The sequence below is a fragment of the Bacillaceae bacterium S4-13-56 genome, from assembly GCA_040191315.1.
In the GTDB taxonomy this organism is placed as follows: Bacteria; Bacillota; Bacilli; order Bacillales; family JAWJLM01; genus JAWJLM01.
The window spans coordinates 1-18,488 of record JAWJLM010000046.1 but is presented as its reverse complement, the minus strand read 5'-3'; the positions used below and the strand labels follow the sequence as shown (position 1 = coordinate 18,488).

Annotated in this window: 22 protein-coding genes; all 22 read left to right on the top strand. The window is 36.3% G+C overall.

The window, feature by feature from the left end; translation table 11 throughout:
• Positions 1-3 precede the first annotated feature (3 nt).
• Positions 4-354, top strand: coding sequence for a metalloregulator ArsR/SmtB family transcription factor (locus RZN25_12570; protein MEQ6377651.1), 351 nt, complete (start codon positions 4-6; stop codon positions 352-354).
• Between the two features lie 16 nt (positions 355-370).
• Entirely contained in the window at positions 371-790 is a 420-nt protein-coding gene (gene arsC / locus RZN25_12565; GenBank protein MEQ6377650.1) for an arsenate reductase (thioredoxin), read from the top strand.
• Positions 791-792: 2 nt separating this feature from the next.
• Positions 793-1,143, top strand: coding sequence for an arsenite efflux transporter metallochaperone ArsD (gene arsD / locus RZN25_12560; protein ID MEQ6377649.1), 351 nt, complete (start codon positions 793-795; stop codon positions 1,141-1,143).
• 133 nt (positions 1,144-1,276) lie between these two features.
• A complete protein-coding gene (locus RZN25_12555) occupies positions 1,277-1,444 on the top strand; it encodes a hypothetical protein (protein ID MEQ6377648.1) in 168 nt (55 codons plus the stop codon).
• 376 nt (positions 1,445-1,820) lie between these two features.
• Positions 1,821-2,384 (top strand): GNAT family N-acetyltransferase, encoded by a 564-nt coding sequence (locus RZN25_12550; protein ID MEQ6377647.1) that lies wholly within the window; start codon positions 1,821-1,823, stop codon positions 2,382-2,384.
• A gap of 89 nt (positions 2,385-2,473) precedes the next feature.
• Complete coding sequence (locus RZN25_12545; GenBank protein MEQ6377646.1) at positions 2,474-2,623, top strand: hypothetical protein; 150 nt, start codon at positions 2,474-2,476, stop codon at positions 2,621-2,623.
• Positions 2,624-2,734: 111 nt separating this feature from the next.
• Entirely contained in the window at positions 2,735-3,199 is a 465-nt protein-coding gene (locus tag RZN25_12540; GenBank protein ID MEQ6377645.1) for an N-acetyltransferase, read from the top strand.
• An 18-nt stretch (positions 3,200-3,217) separates the two neighbouring features.
• Positions 3,218-3,424 carry a CDGSH iron-sulfur domain-containing protein gene (locus tag RZN25_12535; GenBank protein MEQ6377644.1) on the top strand — a complete coding sequence of 69 codons (207 nt, stop codon included), beginning with the start codon at positions 3,218-3,220 and terminating at the stop codon, positions 3,422-3,424.
• Between the two features lie 1,049 nt (positions 3,425-4,473).
• Positions 4,474-4,941: a hypothetical protein gene (locus RZN25_12530; GenBank protein ID MEQ6377643.1), complete on the top strand. Its 468-nt coding sequence runs from the start codon at positions 4,474-4,476 to the stop codon at positions 4,939-4,941.
• Positions 4,919-5,248, top strand: coding sequence for a hypothetical protein (locus RZN25_12525; protein ID MEQ6377642.1), 330 nt, complete (start codon positions 4,919-4,921; stop codon positions 5,246-5,248). The genes RZN25_12530 and RZN25_12525 overlap by 23 nt, the downstream gene beginning before the upstream one ends.
• A gap of 15 nt (positions 5,249-5,263) precedes the next feature.
• On the top strand, positions 5,264-5,821 hold the full coding sequence (locus RZN25_12520; GenBank protein MEQ6377641.1) for a DNA-3-methyladenine glycosylase I: 558 nt from the start codon (positions 5,264-5,266) through the stop codon (positions 5,819-5,821).
• A 340-nt stretch (positions 5,822-6,161) separates the two neighbouring features.
• Positions 6,162-6,374 (top strand): hypothetical protein, encoded by a 213-nt coding sequence (locus RZN25_12515; protein MEQ6377640.1) that lies wholly within the window; start codon positions 6,162-6,164, stop codon positions 6,372-6,374.
• Between the two features lie 806 nt (positions 6,375-7,180).
• Entirely contained in the window at positions 7,181-7,702 is a 522-nt protein-coding gene (locus RZN25_12510; protein MEQ6377639.1) for a hypothetical protein, read from the top strand.
• A gap of 115 nt (positions 7,703-7,817) precedes the next feature.
• On the top strand, positions 7,818-9,185 hold the full coding sequence (locus RZN25_12505; protein ID MEQ6377638.1) for a dipeptidase: 1,368 nt from the start codon (positions 7,818-7,820) through the stop codon (positions 9,183-9,185).
• Positions 9,186-9,488: 303 nt separating this feature from the next.
• Positions 9,489-10,709 carry a hypothetical protein gene (locus RZN25_12500; protein ID MEQ6377637.1) on the top strand — a complete coding sequence of 407 codons (1,221 nt, stop codon included), beginning with the start codon at positions 9,489-9,491 and terminating at the stop codon, positions 10,707-10,709.
• 48 nt (positions 10,710-10,757) lie between these two features.
• On the top strand, positions 10,758-11,711 hold the full coding sequence (locus tag RZN25_12495; protein ID MEQ6377636.1) for an NAD-dependent epimerase/dehydratase family protein: 954 nt from the start codon (positions 10,758-10,760) through the stop codon (positions 11,709-11,711).
• The gene (locus RZN25_12490) at positions 11,674-12,624 is read left to right on the top strand and encodes a lysylphosphatidylglycerol synthase transmembrane domain-containing protein (GenBank protein ID MEQ6377635.1); all 951 of its coding nucleotides are present in this window, start codon (positions 11,674-11,676) and stop codon (positions 12,622-12,624) included. The genes RZN25_12495 and RZN25_12490 overlap by 38 nt, the downstream gene beginning before the upstream one ends.
• The gene (locus tag RZN25_12485; protein ID MEQ6377634.1) at positions 12,621-14,078 is read left to right on the top strand and encodes an alkaline phosphatase family protein; all 1,458 of its coding nucleotides are present in this window, start codon (positions 12,621-12,623) and stop codon (positions 14,076-14,078) included. Before RZN25_12490 ends, RZN25_12485 begins: the two co-directional genes overlap by 4 nt.
• The gene (locus tag RZN25_12480) at positions 14,078-14,845 is read left to right on the top strand and encodes a glycosyltransferase family 2 protein (GenBank protein ID MEQ6377633.1); all 768 of its coding nucleotides are present in this window, start codon (positions 14,078-14,080) and stop codon (positions 14,843-14,845) included. The genes RZN25_12485 and RZN25_12480 overlap by 1 nt, the downstream gene beginning before the upstream one ends.
• A 78-nt stretch (positions 14,846-14,923) precedes the next feature.
• On the top strand, positions 14,924-15,682 hold the full coding sequence (locus RZN25_12475) for a hypothetical protein (GenBank protein MEQ6377632.1): 759 nt from the start codon (positions 14,924-14,926) through the stop codon (positions 15,680-15,682).
• Between the two features lie 28 nt (positions 15,683-15,710).
• On the top strand, positions 15,711-16,655 hold the full coding sequence (locus tag RZN25_12470) for an FTR1 family protein (protein ID MEQ6377631.1): 945 nt from the start codon (positions 15,711-15,713) through the stop codon (positions 16,653-16,655).
• Positions 16,656-16,726: 71 nt separating this feature from the next.
• On the top strand, positions 16,727-18,160 hold the full coding sequence (locus RZN25_12465; GenBank protein MEQ6377630.1) for a glycosyltransferase family 39 protein: 1,434 nt from the start codon (positions 16,727-16,729) through the stop codon (positions 18,158-18,160).
• Positions 18,161-18,488: the final 328 nt, after the last annotated feature.

Genomic DNA, 18,488 nt, shown 5'->3' with positions numbered 1-18,488 from the left:
GGGTTGGAGACAATAAACCAAATGAACGTCGAGCAAGGAGCAAGGTTATTAAAGCTTTTAGGTGATAAAACGAGATTAAATATTGTTTCTCTTTTAATGCATGATGAATGTTGTGTATGTGAGTTAGTGGAAATATTGAAAATGAGTCAACCATCCATCAGTCAGCATATGGCTAAGCTAAAAAATGCTGATGTTGTAAAAGAGAGACGACAAGGTCAGTGGATTTTTTACCGGGTAAATACTGATACGGAAATTTACCCATTAATAAAAAGTATCATGACCCATTTTCCTGAACAACGTGAAAAAATTAAAGAGCTTGAGCAAAGTGGTTTACGAGTTTGCTGCAAGTCATGAAAAGGAGATTAGATCAATGGAGAAAAAAGTAATTTATTTTTTGTGTACTGGTAATTCATGTAGAAGTCAAATGGCAGAAGGATGGGCTAAAAAAATATTAGGAGATACCTGGGATGTAAAAAGTGCTGGAATAGAAGCACACGGTCTTAATCCCAATGCTGTAAAGGCCATGAAAGAAGTAGGCATTGATATTTCTGAACAAACATCAGATATCATTGATACAAATATTTTGAACTCTGCGGACTTAGTGGTTACTCTATGTGGAGATGCTGCAGACAAATGTCCAGTTACTCCTCCTCATGTAAAAAGAGATCATTGGGGATTTGACGACCCAGCTAAGGCACAAGGAACAGAGGAAGAAAAATGGGCTGTATTTCAGCGAGTTCGAGATCAAATTAGGGACCGAATGGAACAATTTGCTGAAACGGGGGAATAAATATGAGTAAAATTGAAATTTTTGACCCTGCTTTATGTTGTCCGACAGGAGTATGTGGCCCTAATGTTGACCCAGAGTTAACGCGGATTGCAAATGCAATATTTATCCTCGAAAAAGAGGGAATTGAAATTAAACGTTATAACTTAGGTAATGAACCTCAGCACTTCGTGGAATCATCAGAGATACAGAAGTTGCTAGAGGAAAAAGGAATAGAAGCTCTACCAGCGGTACTTGTAGATAAAAAACTGGAAAAAGTGGGGGCCTACCCCTCTAATGAAGAACTTGCACAGTGGACAGGCATTCAAAAGGCAAGGCTAGTCCGAGACAAAGTGAAGGGCAAAACCCTGTTATAAAGGAAAGGAGATCATCATCTTGAATATCACAAATAATGCAAAAGATTTTATACTCGAGATTATGCAACAAGAAGAAGGTTCTAGTTTACGCTTGTATTTTGCAGGCATGGGCTGAGGAGGTCCAAAACTAGGGTTGGCTCTGGATGAGCCACAGGGAAATGATGAAATTAAAGAAATTAACGGAATAAAAGTTGCCATTGACTCAATGGTGAAAGATCAGACTGAAGGAATTGAATTGGATGTAGAAGAAAGAGACGGACAAAAAGGAATTGTTCTTAACGGAATATCTGATTGTTGTTAATGAAGGAGTTGACCTGGATATCAGGTCAGCTTTTTTTACACCATCAGCTATAACTTTGGTCGGTTGATAGTATAAGTAAAACTGAGGCTTTCGCCATTAAGACTTGGCGATAAGCCAAGCTTTTCTAACAGTATCAGCTCCTGTAATCATAATGACTTTATTTTCATTCATGAGAATCAACCTTTCGTTTTGTTGTTAATATTATTGTAGCTAGGTTGACCTTTGGCTGAATCGGAGAGAGGATGCATCCTTTCCTAATGAATGTGAAGGAGGGAGGTCTACATCTTTTGGAGTAGAAGGATTTTTTGAAAAAGTATTTCTTTTTTATTTAGGCTTTGGTAAACTAATGAAAATTTAGGAAGGGGGCCTGAGCCTGATGAATCCAATTTTAATTGAATTTCCAGAACAGTTTGAAACCGAAAGATTATTGATAAGGATGCCAAAACCGGGGGATGGCGCCACTGTTCATCAAGCCATAGAAGCTTCCAGAGATGAGTTGAAGTATTGGCTTCCATTTGCTATCAAAAATCAAAGTGTAAAAGATGTAGAGATCAATATGAGAGAGGCTCATCTCAAATTTTTAAAGCGGGAGGATTTACGTTTGCTTGTATTCCACAAGGAAACGGGAGAATTCATTGCTTCTTCTGGACTTCATCGAATTGATTGGGAGGTTCCGAAGTTTGAGATCGGATATTGGATTGACAGTAGATATAGTGGAAAAGGCTTTATGACCGAAGCAGTCCAAGGTATAACGGATTTTGCTTTTCGTGAGTTAAAGGCAAAAAGGGTTGAAATTCGTTGTGATGCATTGAATAAGAGAAGTAGGGCGATTCCCGAAAGACTAGGGTTCTCTTTAGAGGGAATCTTACGAAAAGATAGTATAGACGTATTAGGAGAAAGCTTACGGGACACATGTGTATTTGCGAAGGTTAAAGAATAGTATTTTTAAATTTTTCAGCGTAAAAAACACTCTTAAGTCATATCTTTATGTTCATGTGGAATGCTAAGGACAGAAAAGGAGTGGTCGAAATGGAAAAAGGTAAGAAAAGAGTCGAAGAAAAGAAATACAATAAGACAAAGGCATTCGAGGAAATCTCAAAGGAATTTGCGGAAGAACCCAGATTTAAAGAAATTAGACCAAGTCTTGAGCCGAAGGATTTTGATGAAATTGAGTATTAAGAAATAACCTCATTTAATTGAGGTTATTTTTTTTAGTCTCTTTAAGAGGGGGAATTCAACATCTTATAGAATATAATGATAAGAACAATACTAAAAGGAAATGGTGCGAAAATGGCAATCATACAAACAATGGATTTTATTAAAGTGGCAAAATTAAATAAAACCGTACATAATTTGCATTATGAATTATACCCAAATGTATTTAAACCATATGATTATGCCGCAGCTTGTTGTTTTATTGAACAAGCTATGAAAAATCCGGAGAATATTTTTCTTCTTGTTGAGGACGACGAGGGTAATCCTCAAGGATTTGTATGGTTTGAAATTAGGGTGAGTGAGGAAAACCCTTTTAAGAGGGCTCAACAGTCACTGTATGTTCACCAGCTAAGTGTACAATCAGAGAATCAAGGTAAAGGTTATGGAACCCAATTAATGACTGCTGTTTATGAGGAAGCCAGCACCCGAGGCATAGATTGGATCGAGTTAGATTATTGGGTCGACAATACAGTAGCTAAGAAATTTTATGACAAACTAGGTTTTCAAACCTATCGCAGGTTTGTTCATAAAAAAATTTAATATATGAGGAGTGGTTGGATGAGTGAAGATAAGAAAGTTACCATTCAAGTTAGGGATAATGGATCGATTTTGGTCAAAGGCGAAGTTGAATTATTAGACGCTGAAGGTAATGCCTTTGAAACAAAACCAGCTTTTTCGCTGTGCCGCTGTGGTGCTTCTGGGAACAAACCTTTTTGTGATGGGACTCATAAGAAAATAGGATTTGACAGTCAGCCAAGAGCATAACATTTTGTATTAAAAGAGCCGTTAAAAAGCGGTTCTTTTTTTGGTTTTTTCATAACACATGCAGAATACATCTGCATTTTTCACAGTAAAAGTATAATTTTTCAGAAAATTCTAATTTATTTTATTCTTAAACAATAATATAATAGTGTTAAGTATAAATTTTTAGAAAATACAAAGAAAGGAGGAGTTAAAATAGATGCTGCATATAGTGGCCTGTATTAAGCAAGTGCCTGACACGAAGATCACAAGCTGTAACATCGATTCGAGTATAAAACCTTCCTATCTGCAAGTGCAACTAAGTCATTTGCCAAGCCTTTGTGGCGAGTGCCGAGTTTTTTATGAGGTGTTTTGGTAACAAATATAGTCTAGTCTTGTATTACGCAAAATTTCACTTGTGTGCTCAATTGTAGTCTTCTATGCTTGTCTTTTATATCTTATGCGCTGATTTCGTGGGGGGTTCGCTCAAAAATAAAGGTTTTATGCTCGGGTTTTCTTAAGTAATGCTTAAAAAATTACCTGTATGCTCATACAAATTCTTTATTGCTTATTTTTTCTTTTTTATGCTCACATTCCCCTATATGTATGCTCAACTTTTTGAAGTTAATGCGCAGGTTTTAACCTTCTAAGCTCAAGATTAATTAAATATGCTCAAAATCAAGGTGTTACCGCGCAAAAGCATCTTTGTTTGCGCACAACTAATAGATAATAGGGTTTATCAACATATGTAGATGTTTTCACAAACGAGGGTAAAAAAGGAAAGAAAGAGGGGATAATCAATTCTCTATTTTTTCTAAGGGATTCATCAACTCGTAAATGACCTAGATCGATTCGAATGTAATAAGGCAAGATCTTTCTCTTTAATTGGAATCGCTTTCATTTCATAAAACTCACTAAAATTAAAGGTTTCTGTCATTGACATCTCTCCTTTATATCAATTTATAAAAAAATGAGTTACTATCATTATATGATAAATAAAGGAAAATGAGTAGATATTTTTAGATAATTTCGAAAATTAAGTACATATATCAAATGTAGTTGGAGGTTGACAGATGGAGGCTAATAAATTAAGGGAAATTTTTAATGACCAAATTCGCATTCAATCCATTCCAGAAGGCTATCACCGCCAGGCTACAAAGGAAGTGATTCGCCATGTTTCTCTGTATGGCGAAAAAGGGTTTATTTCTTTTTCAGATTTAACAAAGGAAAATGCAGAAAAGATTGTTGAACGAGAGACTAATTATTTTAAAAAAATAAATCAGAGGTTTGAATGGAAGGCCTATAGTTTCGACCAACCTGAAAATTTAGTAGAAATCTTGGAAGCAAAAGGGTTTGATAAAGAAGACCCAGAAGCACTTATGATCATGGAAGTAACAAATGATCATCCTTTCCTTCAATATAATACTTCTCATGTGAAAGAGATTACTGATAAAAAAGGAATACAGGAGATTATTCAATTGGAGGATCGAGTGTGGAATTTTCCCCACGAAGATTTGGGTGAGCGTTTGTGGGAGGGATAAGCAAATAATTCCAGATTATCTTTTTCTATATGGAGTTTATGAAAATAATCAATTAGTAAGTGCTGCCTGGATGTATATAGAAAATCAGACGTCTTTTACTAGTTTGTGGGGTGGCTCGACCTTACCGGATTTCCGTGGAAAAGGCCACTACACTTCCCTTCTTGCAGCAAGGGCGAAAAGAGCATATGTGGAGGGATATCCTTATTTAACTGTAGATGCTAGTCCTATGAGTAGTACAATTCTTGAGAAGAATGGATTTCAATTCTTGGGATATTCCTATGGATGCCAATCCCCATCCTTAAATTAAGAAGGGAAGAATAAAATGAATCGATGTGGCTGGGTTAATGATGACCCGTTATATATTCAGTATCATGACTATGAATGGGGAGTTCCTGTTTATGATGATCAAATGTTGTTTGAGTATTTAAATTTGGAGGGTGCTCAGGCTGGATTAAGCTGGTACACCATTTTGAAGAAAAGGGAGAACTATAGAATAGCCTTTGATCAATTTAATCCAGCGGAAATCATTCATTATGACGAAAAAAAGATAGAAGAACTGTTGCAAAACAAAGGAATTGTCCGTAATAAATTAAAAGTTCGAGCAGTGATAACTAATGTCCAAGCCTATTATAATGTGGTGGAGGAATTCGGTTCCTTCAGTCAATACATTTGGTCCTTTGTTGATCATCAACCAATCATTAATCATTTTGAGAGCATAGAGTTAGTGCCTGCTACAACTCCTATTAGTGATAAGATGAGTAAGGATCTAAAAAAGAGAGGCTTTAAATTTGTTGGCTCGACCATTTGTTATGCTTTTATGCAAGCAACTGGCATGGTCAATGATCATATAGTGACCTGTGATTTTCGAAAAGTAGAGTAGTCACTTTATCTTATCGATTCATATCTGTGTCTACTTTACCCCGCAGGAACGGGTAGTTAACCATGAAGCAAGTTTCACCAACAAGAATGAAAAATATAATGTTTTATTTTCATGGTAGTAATCCCCCACCTCAAATCTTAATTAAAAAGAGAAGAGTAGGTAGGGATAAACCACCGTAAATTTCCGATTGGTTCAAGGGCCTGTAGGTTATACCCTTGGCACAATCAGGGGAGACGGCCTGATTGAAGTTGCACTTTATCTGGATTTTTATATAAAATTATGATAGAAAGTCTATTTAATGCTCAAAATGCATATACTTCTACTAGAGAGGTGAACGCAATTGGTAGCATTGAAAATATTCTTTTTACTATTACTGCTAATCGTTCTATTAACAGCCTGTTTATTATCTATATCTCAAGCTATTAAACTAGCATATGGAGAATACAAAAAAGAGGAAGAAGAGAAACAATGGAAGTACGCCTTATACTACTTTGGTGGGGGAGTCTTGGCAGGAGCCTCCATAGTACTTTTTGTTCAAATTGGGATATTCTAAAAATGTGCAAGAAAAGAAGATGCCCATTCAGGTATCTTCTTTTTCAGAAGATAAGTATAAAATTTGTCTAGCTCCAGCGAAAAAGCATCATCGAGTAATCTTCGCCCCGAGTAATCGAAGGGGTAGCCTATCGACTAGAGTCGGTTTCCTCCTCTCCTTCGGTAAGTCCAACATCGGTGAAGGGGGTTCGGTTAAAAACGCGACATCCGATTACTCGGCCCACCGAAAACATTTGTCGCAACACCGAACGGACTCGCATCCTGCGAGCCCTCATGAACCGTGTTTCCTTTGGGCCTACAGGACAGGAAAGCTACAATGAACTACTTCGCACGAAGAAAAAGCGTGCTTTTTCGAGGATGTAGGTCACCACACGATGTGATGGTTTTAGCCGACGATCCTTAATCTAAGGTGAGGTCCACCGCCTTACGTCGATGGTCGAGGACGCTTGCGCTTTTCTTATTTCTTTATGATGGATCGGAACTTGTTTAATTAGAAATTGTTAATCCTTGCTATCCCTCCTTTATCAAACTATAATCCTTTTATATGATAATTTGTAAATGCCTTGCATCCAACAAGTGTTCATTTATATCCTTTGGGTGAGTATAGAGAAAAAAGGATGGAATCTTCATCGAGTATAATGTTATTTTTTATCCCGCATGAACAATACCCCCACCTCAAGTCTTAAGTGAAACGAAAAGAGTAGGAGGGGATAAACCGCCTGTAAATGTTCCGATTGGGGGGTGCCTAAAACAATCAGTGGGGGACGGCCACTGATTGAAGTTTCACTTTATTTAGGAGGAAATTCCATGTTCGATCCAACTATTTTTGACAATTTAAAAGTAGGATTTGAGAATTATCTGTATGATTTAGATAATCTCACCGAGGAAATCAAGATTACGGGTCGGAAGGACATGTTAGATATGGCAACAATGTCTAGAGAGTTCTCCCTTGAGTTCGTCCTACCTGAGCGACCTGATATAAAAGCAGAGATCTATTTAAAATCAACAATTCAAGACTTAGCAGATGAAATTATGGAATCAACTAAAGGACAACCTGGATGTCTTCTTCTCGTCAGATTTTATAAACAAGTACATGACATGGATATAGATTGCTCTGGGATAGAAAGCTTACTTTCAGATATATGGGAACTTGAACACCCTCCTAAGCAAACATTATCCTATCAATTTCATCAATTAAGCAAAAGTGCGCTTAATATGATTGAAATTGATTTTGACCGTAAAATTAATGAAAACCAAATGCAGGACATCCCGGAAGTAGTGTCCTTTATGATAACCACATTGGAAGAACTTGATATTTTGGATCAATAAGAGTCGCTAAATAGGGCGCTCTTTTTTTCATGATGATAAAATAGTAAAATTTCTCAGTTCATAATCATTATGCTAAAATACAGCTAATCAAGTGAAAAGAAGAGGTGGCAGGATAATGTCAGAAAAAGCATTGAAATATTTAAAAGACAACCGCGAAAGTCTGCTTCAAAAATTAAATGAGTGGCTTTCTATTCCAAGTGTGAGCACAGATTCGGTACATAAAGAAGATGTAAAAAAAGCAGCGCAATTTGCAGCAGATTACTTAAAGGAAATTGGATTTGAAAAAGTTGAAATCCAAGAAACGGACAAGCATCCTTTAGTATATGGAGAATGGATGGGTGCTGGAGAGGGTAAGCCAACTGCTTTGTTATATGGCCACTACGATGTTCAACCTGCTGATCCCTTAGAATTATGGAAGAGTGACCCTTTTCAACCAGAGGTAAGAGATGGTCGACTTTATGCTAGAGGATCTAGTGATGATAAGGGACAAGTTTTTATGCAATTGGCAGTGTTTGAAGCCTATTTTAAGACGGAAAGAAAGCTCCCAATTAATATTAAGGTGTGTATTGAAGGAGAAGAGGAAATTGGCAGTGAAAATCTTTACAAAATTCTACATGAAAAGAAGGATCAATTCGCAGCGGATTTTGTTGTGATTTCTGACTCAGGGATGGTAGAAAGTGGTCAACCAACTATACTATATGGATTGAAAGGATTTACAGGGCTTGAATTTACTGTTCATGGTCCTTCTGCTGACCTACATTCAGGTATGTATGGAGGTGCCATCCGTAATCCAGCTATGGCTATGGCTCATTTGCTGACTACCTTAAAGGACTTAGATGAAGTCGTTCAAGTAGAGGGATTCTATGATGGGGTAGAAGCATTATCTGACGAAGAAAGAGCCTTGATTAAGGAGGTTCCAACAGAGGATTTTCAAAAATCAACGGACGTTCCAGAAACTGTTTCAGAGAAAGGTTATACCGCGAAGGAACATACCATGGCAAGACCTACTCTTGAAATTAATGGGATTTTCGGAGGGTATCAAGGGGAAGGGACAAAAACGATTATTCCTTCAACAGCTACCGCAAAACTCACATGTCGTTTAGTTCCTGGACAGGACCCAGATAAAGTACAAGAGTTATTGGTCAAACACTTAGAAAATCACGTTCCTGCCGGTGTTCGCTTATCCGTAAAGCGCGAACCTCTATCTGCCAAGGCTTATAAGGTTGACCCTAACCATCCTCTTATTCAAAAAGCTGCCAAAAGCTTGTCAAAAGCCTTTGGGAAGGAAACTGTTTTGGTAAGAATGGGAGGATCTATACCAGTTGTGGAGTGGATTGATGCAATCTATAAAAAACCAGTGGTGCTTTTAGGATTTGGATCTCCAGAAGATCGTTTACATTCTCCAAATGAAAGCTTTTCCTTAGAGCATTTTGATAAAGGAATGGAAACATTAGTTTATTTTTGGGAAGAAGTAAAAAAATAGTAATCTAGAGAGCGTCCTAATAAATAGGACGCTCTTCTTTTCTTAAAGGGATGTATGCCTTGTGAAAGTAACGGCGCAAGTCGAATGGGAGTACCATTCTGTTGGAAGGCCTTCTGTTCTATCATTCATCACAAAAAAGAAGGTCTTTCTAAGATTGCCATTTTGCAAAATGTGACACAATTATGAACACATTCAATCTCGCATTGACACTGATAATCATTCTCGATATAATCCTAGTTGTAAATGAAAATCATTATCAACAAAACCATAATGAATACATACTAGAGAGGGAGAGAGTAGATGATGGAAAAGAGAAAAGCGTTATCACTATTTGCAAGCATTCTTGTAGCTGGAGGTGTTCTAGCTGGATGTGGAAATGAAGATTCTAGTGCTGATAAACCAGAGGAGAATGCACAAGTAGCAGAGGAAAATACTGAAAATACACCTGTTGAAGAGGATCAAACACAAGGGGAAGAGTTTCCATTAGAAGAATCTGCAACTGCAGTACAAGTTGCTGACTATAAAGCAATGATGACGGAGTTAGGTAAAATGAAAGAGGATCAAGAAGTAGACTGGAGTCTAGTAGAAGAAACTTACCAAAACGAACTGAAAGCGGTAACTGGTGATTTTGATGTATTCATCACCTCAGGAATTAACGCAGGGAAGAATGGGGAATTAGAGCAAAATGTAGCACGTCAATTAATCGATAAAGGAACACAGTCCTACTTTTATTCCAAGCAGAAATCACTTCAAGGGGATGTAGGTACTGCATTAGAAGCAGGTGAACAAGCAAAAGCAGAAGCTATTTTTGAAGAGTTTAAGTATTTATTAAATGAGGTCATTATTCCTACAGCAGAAAAGCGTGATGGATATTATGAATTAACTGGAGAAGATAGTATGGTAGAGAGCATTAATACAGGATTATCTCTTCTAGAAGAGGCATTAACAAATGGAAATATTGATGACTTTTCTGTATATAAGCAGATCACAGATAAGACAATTTACCGTAGCTATTATTTAGCATCAAATTCCTATGCAGAAAAAATCGCTAAAGCTGTAAGTGAAGGAAATACGGATGAAACAGAATTAATGATTATGCAAGCAGAAGCACTTGGATTCTATCAAGCAATAAAGGGTTCTTTGTCCGGTGGAGATGAAGATGCTGCCAACCAACTGCAAGTAATTTTTGATTTCAGCCAAACAGATGCAACAGAAGTTAATCCAGAAGAAGTTTCTAATCTATTTGTAAAAGCATTTATTGGTAAAATTATAGGATACCATGAAAAAGCAGCCACATCTCTAGCAGAAGGAGATGTTACCAAGGCGCGTGTTCAAGCAATGGAAGGTAATATCTTTTTAAAGGATATTGAACTTGCTTTAAATGAAAAGCTTGGAGAAGAAAAGACTACCGAACTACTTGATCATGCTCAAAAGTGGTATGAAGCAATTGCCAATGAAAATGTTGATGAAGTAGCACAACATAGCGATGCGATTGTACCTGTTCTTAAAGGTGTAGTACAATAAAAAAGCCGCATTAGCGGCTTTTTTCACTATTCATTAGGGGTGTAAAAATTGAACATATTAGTTACAGGTGGTGCAGGGTTTATTGGGAGCCATTTGTGCCAACAATTAATTAGACAAGAGCATCGAGTGATTGTGGTTGATAATTTACACCCATATTACCCTATAGAAATGAAAAAGAAACAATTAGAAATGATTCGTAATGTAGGGGATTTTACGTTCCATAACCTAGACCTGTTAGAGGAAGAAAATGTAGAAAGTCTTTTTCATTCTGAAAAGTTTGATAAAGTTATCCATTTAGCGGCTTTACCAGGTGTGGCTTATTCGGTAGAGCAACCAGATGAGTATGTGGATTATGACATCAAAGCAACGGTAAATGTCCTAAAATATGCTGGGAAGTCAGGAGTAGAACATGTTATTTTTTCATCTAGTTCCTCTGTATACGGAAATCAAAATCAGATACCAGTGACAGAAGACATGGCTACGGGAGTTGTGACTTCACCGTATGCTGCTGCAAAATACGGTGCTGAGTCATTTTGCCACGCTTTTCAAAGTCTCTATCAGTTTAAACTAACCATACTTCGCTTCTTTACTGTATATGGACCCATGAGCAGACCTGATATGGCTATTTCTATCTTTCTTGATCATGCATTAAATAATCAGCCCATTGAGGTATTTGGAAGGGATACAGCACGTGATTATACCCATATTGAGGATATTGTAGAAGGAATTATACTTGCATTTAATCAAAAAACAGACAATGAAATCTACAATTTAGGAAGTGGACAACCTAAGACAATGAATGAGCTTTTGGGGTATTTCATGGAGGAGTTTCCTGGATTAAAGGTAATTAAAAAGGATCACCGGCCAGGTGATGTAAAATGGACATGGGCAAATTATGAAAAAGCAAATCGAGAAATAAGTTTTTCTCCAAAAGTTAGCTTTGAAGAAGGGATTCGAAAAACGATTGCAAAAGCAAAACAAACTTACAAAGAACGGGGTTAAATCAATTAAATTGCTTACGAGCTTTTTGATCCTTGGGCTTTTTCTTTTTTTTGCCTGGAAGTGGGCAGATGTTGCCCTTTTAAAAGCAGGATTCTTGTTTCTCATCCAGAATCCTTTTTGGATCTTAGCCATGCTTCTTGTTTATGGATGTGCATTTTTCCTTAGAGCGTTTGCTTGGTATTTATATGTGAACCGAAGAATTAGTTTCCAGGTTTGCATCCATGCCCTATGGTATAGCATGTTTCTTAATCATATATTACCGATCAAGATTGGAGATGGGGTTCGGATAGCCTTTGCTATGCACGACCGAAAGCTATCTCTAGATGAAGCAACCCACTCGGTTATTGTTCTACGATTATTAGACTTATTAGTTCTAATAAGCTTTTCTGGATTTGGGTTTTTTTATTTTTATGGAATGATTAGTAATCAAATCCTCTTGTATTTTTCTACCTCAATTGTATTTCTTGCTTTTTTAATGTTTTTTTCAAAGAAAATAAAAATAGGTTTTGTCCAGAAACACTTGGGGATGCTCCGGTCCGTCTTCTATTCTAGGAAAGGGATTTTGATTATCTCTCTGACAATGGTTAGCTGGGTTCTTGAAGGAATTGTCATATATGGAGTTAGCCATGCATTCAGCTTAGAATTAAATTATTTTTCCTCGGTGTTTATAAATAGTATAACAGTTGCAGGACAGGTGTTTCAGATCTTACCAGGAGGAATTGGGACGTATGAAGCTATGATGACAGCGGTCCTTATTGGTAGAGAGATAGATGGAGGTCTAGCTTTTCAAATAGCACTCATAAGTCATGCCTTTAAATTTATATTTTCATACCTAGTCGGAATATATGCTATTATACGTTCTCCATTTCATTGGTCGGAACTCCTAAAAAACAGAAGGGGGAATAAAAGATGAAAAGTGCATCTAAATTCGAAAAATTTGCTGCAAGGTGTTGGAATTTATTAAATGAGGGGAAGCCTTTTACCCCTATTTTTGTTGTAGGAACGATGGTTCTTTATTGGCTATTTCAATTGCCTGATCTACATATTGTGGGCCTTGGAATTAGTTTTCTTTTACTATTACCTTTCATTATTCTTTATTTTGTCTACGATTTCCCATTATTTTTAAGAAATTACCTATGGATTCCTATAGTTGTCTTCCTTCTATTTTGGAATGAAATAAATATTACTCTTATTCTATTTTCAATAGGACTTTATTTCTTTTTTACTGTATTCTTCTGGGGTACAATCTATTACCACTTAAGGATCGGAACGACTTGGCTTAACTTTACTCGATTTTGGAAATTAGTTCTTAAAAATAGTGATTCAACCAGTGGGAATGCTCAAGAACAACTACCAAAATTTATATTCTTACTTTCTTTATGGGACTATTTTTATGTTCAAATTTATGAAAATAGCTTTCATGTGGGTCTTCTTCAAACATCAATCATTTCTGCTTTCTTACTTTTTATCTATGCATGGGTACTTCACCATTTCTTGTTCGATTGGAAGCCGACCCCATATAACACATATACCGAAGATCCTGACACTCCCCACAAAGGCATTAGCGATAAAGTAATTGTTATTGTTATTGATGGAATGCGAAAGGAGAGATTCGCAGAAGCAAATACTCCATTCTTGGATTCTTTGAAAAAGAATGGTACAGAATATACCAATATGGAAACAGTTTATCCAGCAAGAACAGTTGTCTGCTTTTCCTCTATGTTCACAGGAACGTACCCATTTGAACATGGAATAACCTCAAATATGGTTTGGAAGCTAGGAATAAAGGTTGAAAGTATTTTTGATTCTTTAAGGAAAGTAAATAAAAAAGGACGTCTATTGGGAATTGCTCATCTAGTAGATTCATTTGGAGATGATGTAGACACGGTAACGGCTGTTATGAAAAATGATGTAGCCGATCAAAAGATCATGGAGGGTGCAAGGAAGATCATTACTGAACAAGATCCTGATTTATTTATTGTACAGTTAATTTCAACAGATCAAACGGGTCATAGCCGTGGAGTTCTTTATGATGAATATATTCAAAAAATTGAAGAAGCCGATGCACATATAGAATCCTTCGTGGAATGGCTTAGTGAGCAAGGGAAGATGGAGAATACAACATTGATCATTTGTGCAGATCATGGACAGGCAGATGGTATTGGCGGTCATGGCCATTTAGATGAAGGAGAACGATATGTTCCTTTCTTTATGCATGGCCCACATATTAAGCCAGGACAGAAAGTGGAGGATAAACACAGTCTTGTATCTATGGCTCCAACTATTGCATATTTATTAGGTGCACCATTCCCAGATCACTCCAGAGGAAAAGTGTTAGTGGATTCGTTTAAGGAGAGGACGCAATGATGACGGAGCAACATGTAATAGTTTTTTTGCCAGCTTATAATGAAGAGGAATCTATAGCTGAGGTTATCCATCGCATCCCTAGAAACTATCACCCACAAGTAAAAATGGAGGTATTGGTTATAGATGATGGGTCTACCGATGCAACTGTGCTGATTGCCAAACAAGCAGGTGCTGATTATATAGTGAAACAGCCATATAACAAAGGTTTAGGTGCAGCAGTTCGTACGGGATTAAAAAAATCATTTGAACTTGGAGCGGATATTGGAGTAATGATCGATGCTGATAATGAGTACCCACCTGAACAAATTCCGGATTTATTAGTGCCGATTTTTGAAGGTGACGCTGATTATGTTATGGGTTCAAGGTTTTTAGGCACAATTAAAGGAATGAAACTTCACAGAAGATTGGGAAATTATTTCTTTACTTTCCTTCAATCTATTTTTCTTAGGAAATGGATCTTTGATGGACAATCGGGAATGAGAGCTTTCTCTAACCAGGCTATGGAGCATGCTGAAATTATACATGACTATAATTATGCTCAAGTCATAACACTCAACCTTGTACGAAAAGGGTTTCGAATAAAAGAGATTCCTATTCAATATCAAGTAAGATCAAAGGGACAGTCATTTATTAAATTTAAGGCTTATATAACTTCAGTACTACCGGCCATAATAAGAGAACTGAAACGCCCAGTGAAAAAGGTAAATATTCAAAGAAATCGACACATTCTAGAAAATCCTGCAGTTAGAAAAATCGAGAATTTATGAATATTATGTGAAAATTTAAAAATAGAATTGACAATAATAATGAGAATCATTATCATTGTCGATGAGGAGGCTTCCTATATGAAAAAGCTAGTAATAACTTTATTAGGTATTTTTTTAGTTTTTACAAATATAAGTCAAGTCTTTGCTTATTCTTATGGTGACCCTAATGAAGAAGCGGTGGCAGAAGTGTATAAAAAAATGGTCACCTATTTAAATGAAGATCCACCAAATTTTCAATCTGCTACGGAAATATTTAATACTGTTAAAGAAGAGCTTGATATGCATATGGGTACTGAGCCTGCTGAAACAGTCTTAACACATCTAAATAACAAGGATAAGGATCTAGTTATCCAAGATATGCAAAAAGTACTCGTATTAAATATAGCAAGAAGACTAGAGAGTATTGATAAGGGCTTTGAGGATTTTGATACATCAAAAAAACTGCTAGCCAAAAGTTTTGCTACATATAAGGCCTTAGCACCAGTCATTGAAAGTCAAGATCCAGAAGCCGACCAGCAATTGAGAGATGCTTTTGATGCAGCATTAGAATCGCTAGGAAACCCTGGATTGTTTGGTGTAGGTGAAAAGGAACAGGATAAGGAGCTCTTTTTAGAGAAAAAAGAAGTTATCCTCGTTGAACTTCAAGAACAATTTAATATGCCAAGCATAGAGGTTGGACATTTTAATGATTCTAATGAAAATTTGGAAGAATCAAATGTGAACACAAATGACTGGATAGATCTTTCTGACATTAAAAACTGGATACCAATTATCGTATTAGTTGTGTTCATCTTAGGTGTTGTAATATACGTTAATCGTAAGCGAAAACAAAAATAAGGATGTTGGGGATTGGGGGAATTTCACGATGCAAGTTCAAGCTTTGTTGATCACCTTTCGTGAAGTCTTTGAAGCACTTTTAATCATTGGAATTATTGTTACTTATTTAAAAAAGACTAACAATGCTAGATATTCTAAATATGTATGGCTTGGTGCTAGCTTAGCTGTTTTAGCTAGTGTAGGGGTGGCTATGCTATTCCAGGTAGTCTTTACAGGATTTGCAGCAATGGGAAGCGAAATCTATTTAAAAATAGGCATAATATTGGTTTCATCCTTACTACTTACACAAATGGTTTTTTGGATGGCAAAACACAGTCGTGATATGAAAGCCAACATGGAAGGTAAGATGGATCATTATATATCTACAGGAAATGTAGTTGGAATGGTTATTCACTCTTTCTTAGTTGTGTTACGTGAGGGAATTGAAACTGTTTTCTTCTTTGTGGCTATTACAGGAGGAAATATTCAAAATGCAGTAGAAGGATGGGGAGCTATTACGGGTGTCGCTATTGCAACTCTTCTGTACTATCTCTTTATTAAAGGAACCATGCGAATTCCTCTTAAAACCTTCTTTAAAGTAACTGGCGCATTTATTGTTTTAATTGCAGCAGGGTTACTTGTTCAAGGAATTTCCATGATGCAGGATATTGGAATGTTGGGGACTGTTATGCCAAAGGTTTATGATATAACATGGTTGTTACCGGAACACCCAATTGATTATACGCATTATCTCCGAGATACGGGAGTAGCTCCATTACTTTCAGGTGAAATTGGAATATTCTTAAAAGCATTTTTGGGGTATTCATCGATGCCATCTATTGAAGAAGTAATAGCGTATATAGGCTATTTTGTAGTTATATACTTATTAGTTAGTACTAATAATAAAAGTGAAAAAACTTCTGAGGGTAAATCACAACAAGTTTCTGTGAAGAATAAGTTAACTATTTCACAAGTTAGGTCTTCAACCAAATAAATTCCCCCCTTAAAGGCAAGGCTTCTATTTGGATGCCTTGCTTTTGTGTGTAAAAAAGGAGAATTCCGCTTATGGTGATTGAAAGTTTAAAAGAGAAAAAATTAGAAGCTTTTCTTCTCCTCATCCTTTTTAGTGTAGTAGTGAGTAGATTCTTGTACATAAGTAATTACGCTGCTACATGGGATCAAGTGGATTTCGCGCTTGCGTTGGACTGGTTTGATTTAAGACAAATGCAGCCTCACTTCCCGGGATACCCATACTTTATTCTTGGAGGGAGCCTAATTCATCAGTGGATTAGTGATCCAATTGAGGCTTTAGTCATTCTAAATAAAATCATGTTCACCTTATCGATCATTCCAATGTATGGTTTAGCTAGAGCTTATATTAACAGGGTTCATTCACTGGTAGCGGTCCTAGTGTGGCAAAGCCTTCCCTATGGGTTTGTTTTAACTTCCTTACCAATGTCTGAAGCCATGGCAATAAGTATATTCTGGTGGTATTTATGGTTTTTAGATAAAGCCATTTTAAAACCAACATGGTCTAATCACATCATTTTAGTTTTAATCTTTAGTGTTTTAATGGGGATAAGGATTTCATATATTCCTGTTGGGGTTGGTTTAGTATTTTTATGGCTTTATGAGTTAAAACAGAATCGTTCAAAATTAAAAATCATTTTCATGTTTTTATTAACGATTGTTTCGCAATTTATTTGGATAGGTGCTCTTATTATTTCGGAAGGAAGCTTAGAAAATTTTATTGAGCTTGCATTAGGATTTACAGGTGGACATTTCTCGGAATGGGGGGTAGATATCAATCGCCCCATCTATGAAAGGATTGGGTTGACGTTATATCATTTTACGTGGTCTGCATTGTCTACACATAATTGGGTGCTCCTTTTAGTTTGGACTCTTATCATCTTAAGAGCCTTTCTTAGCAAAAATCGTTTAGGAAACCCATTTGGATTTTGCCTGACTTTACTGGGAGTATCCTATTTTCTCTGGGTCATTTTCGGACAAAATGTAGAAAAAGCTAGACATCTTGCCCCGCTTTTACTTCTTCTAACTTTCTGGGCTGTAATTGTTATTTTGAAGGCTTCAAGCAAAAAAACAATTTCCCTATTATTAATCACTATCATGATCCAATCTTTAGCAGGAGTTTTTTTGATGAAGGAACAAAAAGAAGAAGTTCCAGCTACAATTCAATTAGTGGAGTATTTGGATTCTTTGGATGATAAAAAGGTTGTTTATGCATGGGAAGAAATTAGAATGATGGATTATTATAAATCTTCCTTTCCGTATAAAAGAGTTTATTCATTCCCCATATTCGCTAATGATCGGTTGTATTATAAAGACTCGACCATCTATTTGACGGACCATGTTGTCAATGGATTCAAATTACAAGGAATTGGTGTTGAGGAACATCTTAGAAAGATTCAATCATTCCAATCCAATCCTTTGTTTGATCAGGTATATTATGAGATTACTCTATATGAATGGATAGATTAGCTCTATTAGTATAGTTTCTATTCCCAAGGAAATATTTTCTTGCAATATCAATTTAATGAATTTATTCCTCTTTCGTAGCTAGTCTCTAATAAGAATTTTTGAAATAGAATAATATTTATATGTAAGAATTAAATAAAATGGTTTTCTTAAGAAAGAAAATCCCCCTCTGTTCCATTCGTCCAGAGAGGGACTTTTTGATTTTAAGAACTACTCTTACAGTGACTCGAATTTTCAAACAAAGTACAGGGGGAATTGATGATGAATTCGAGTTCACAAGTTTTGAAAAAGAATACGTTCAGAAAGGGTGTTCTAAATGGCTAAATACCAA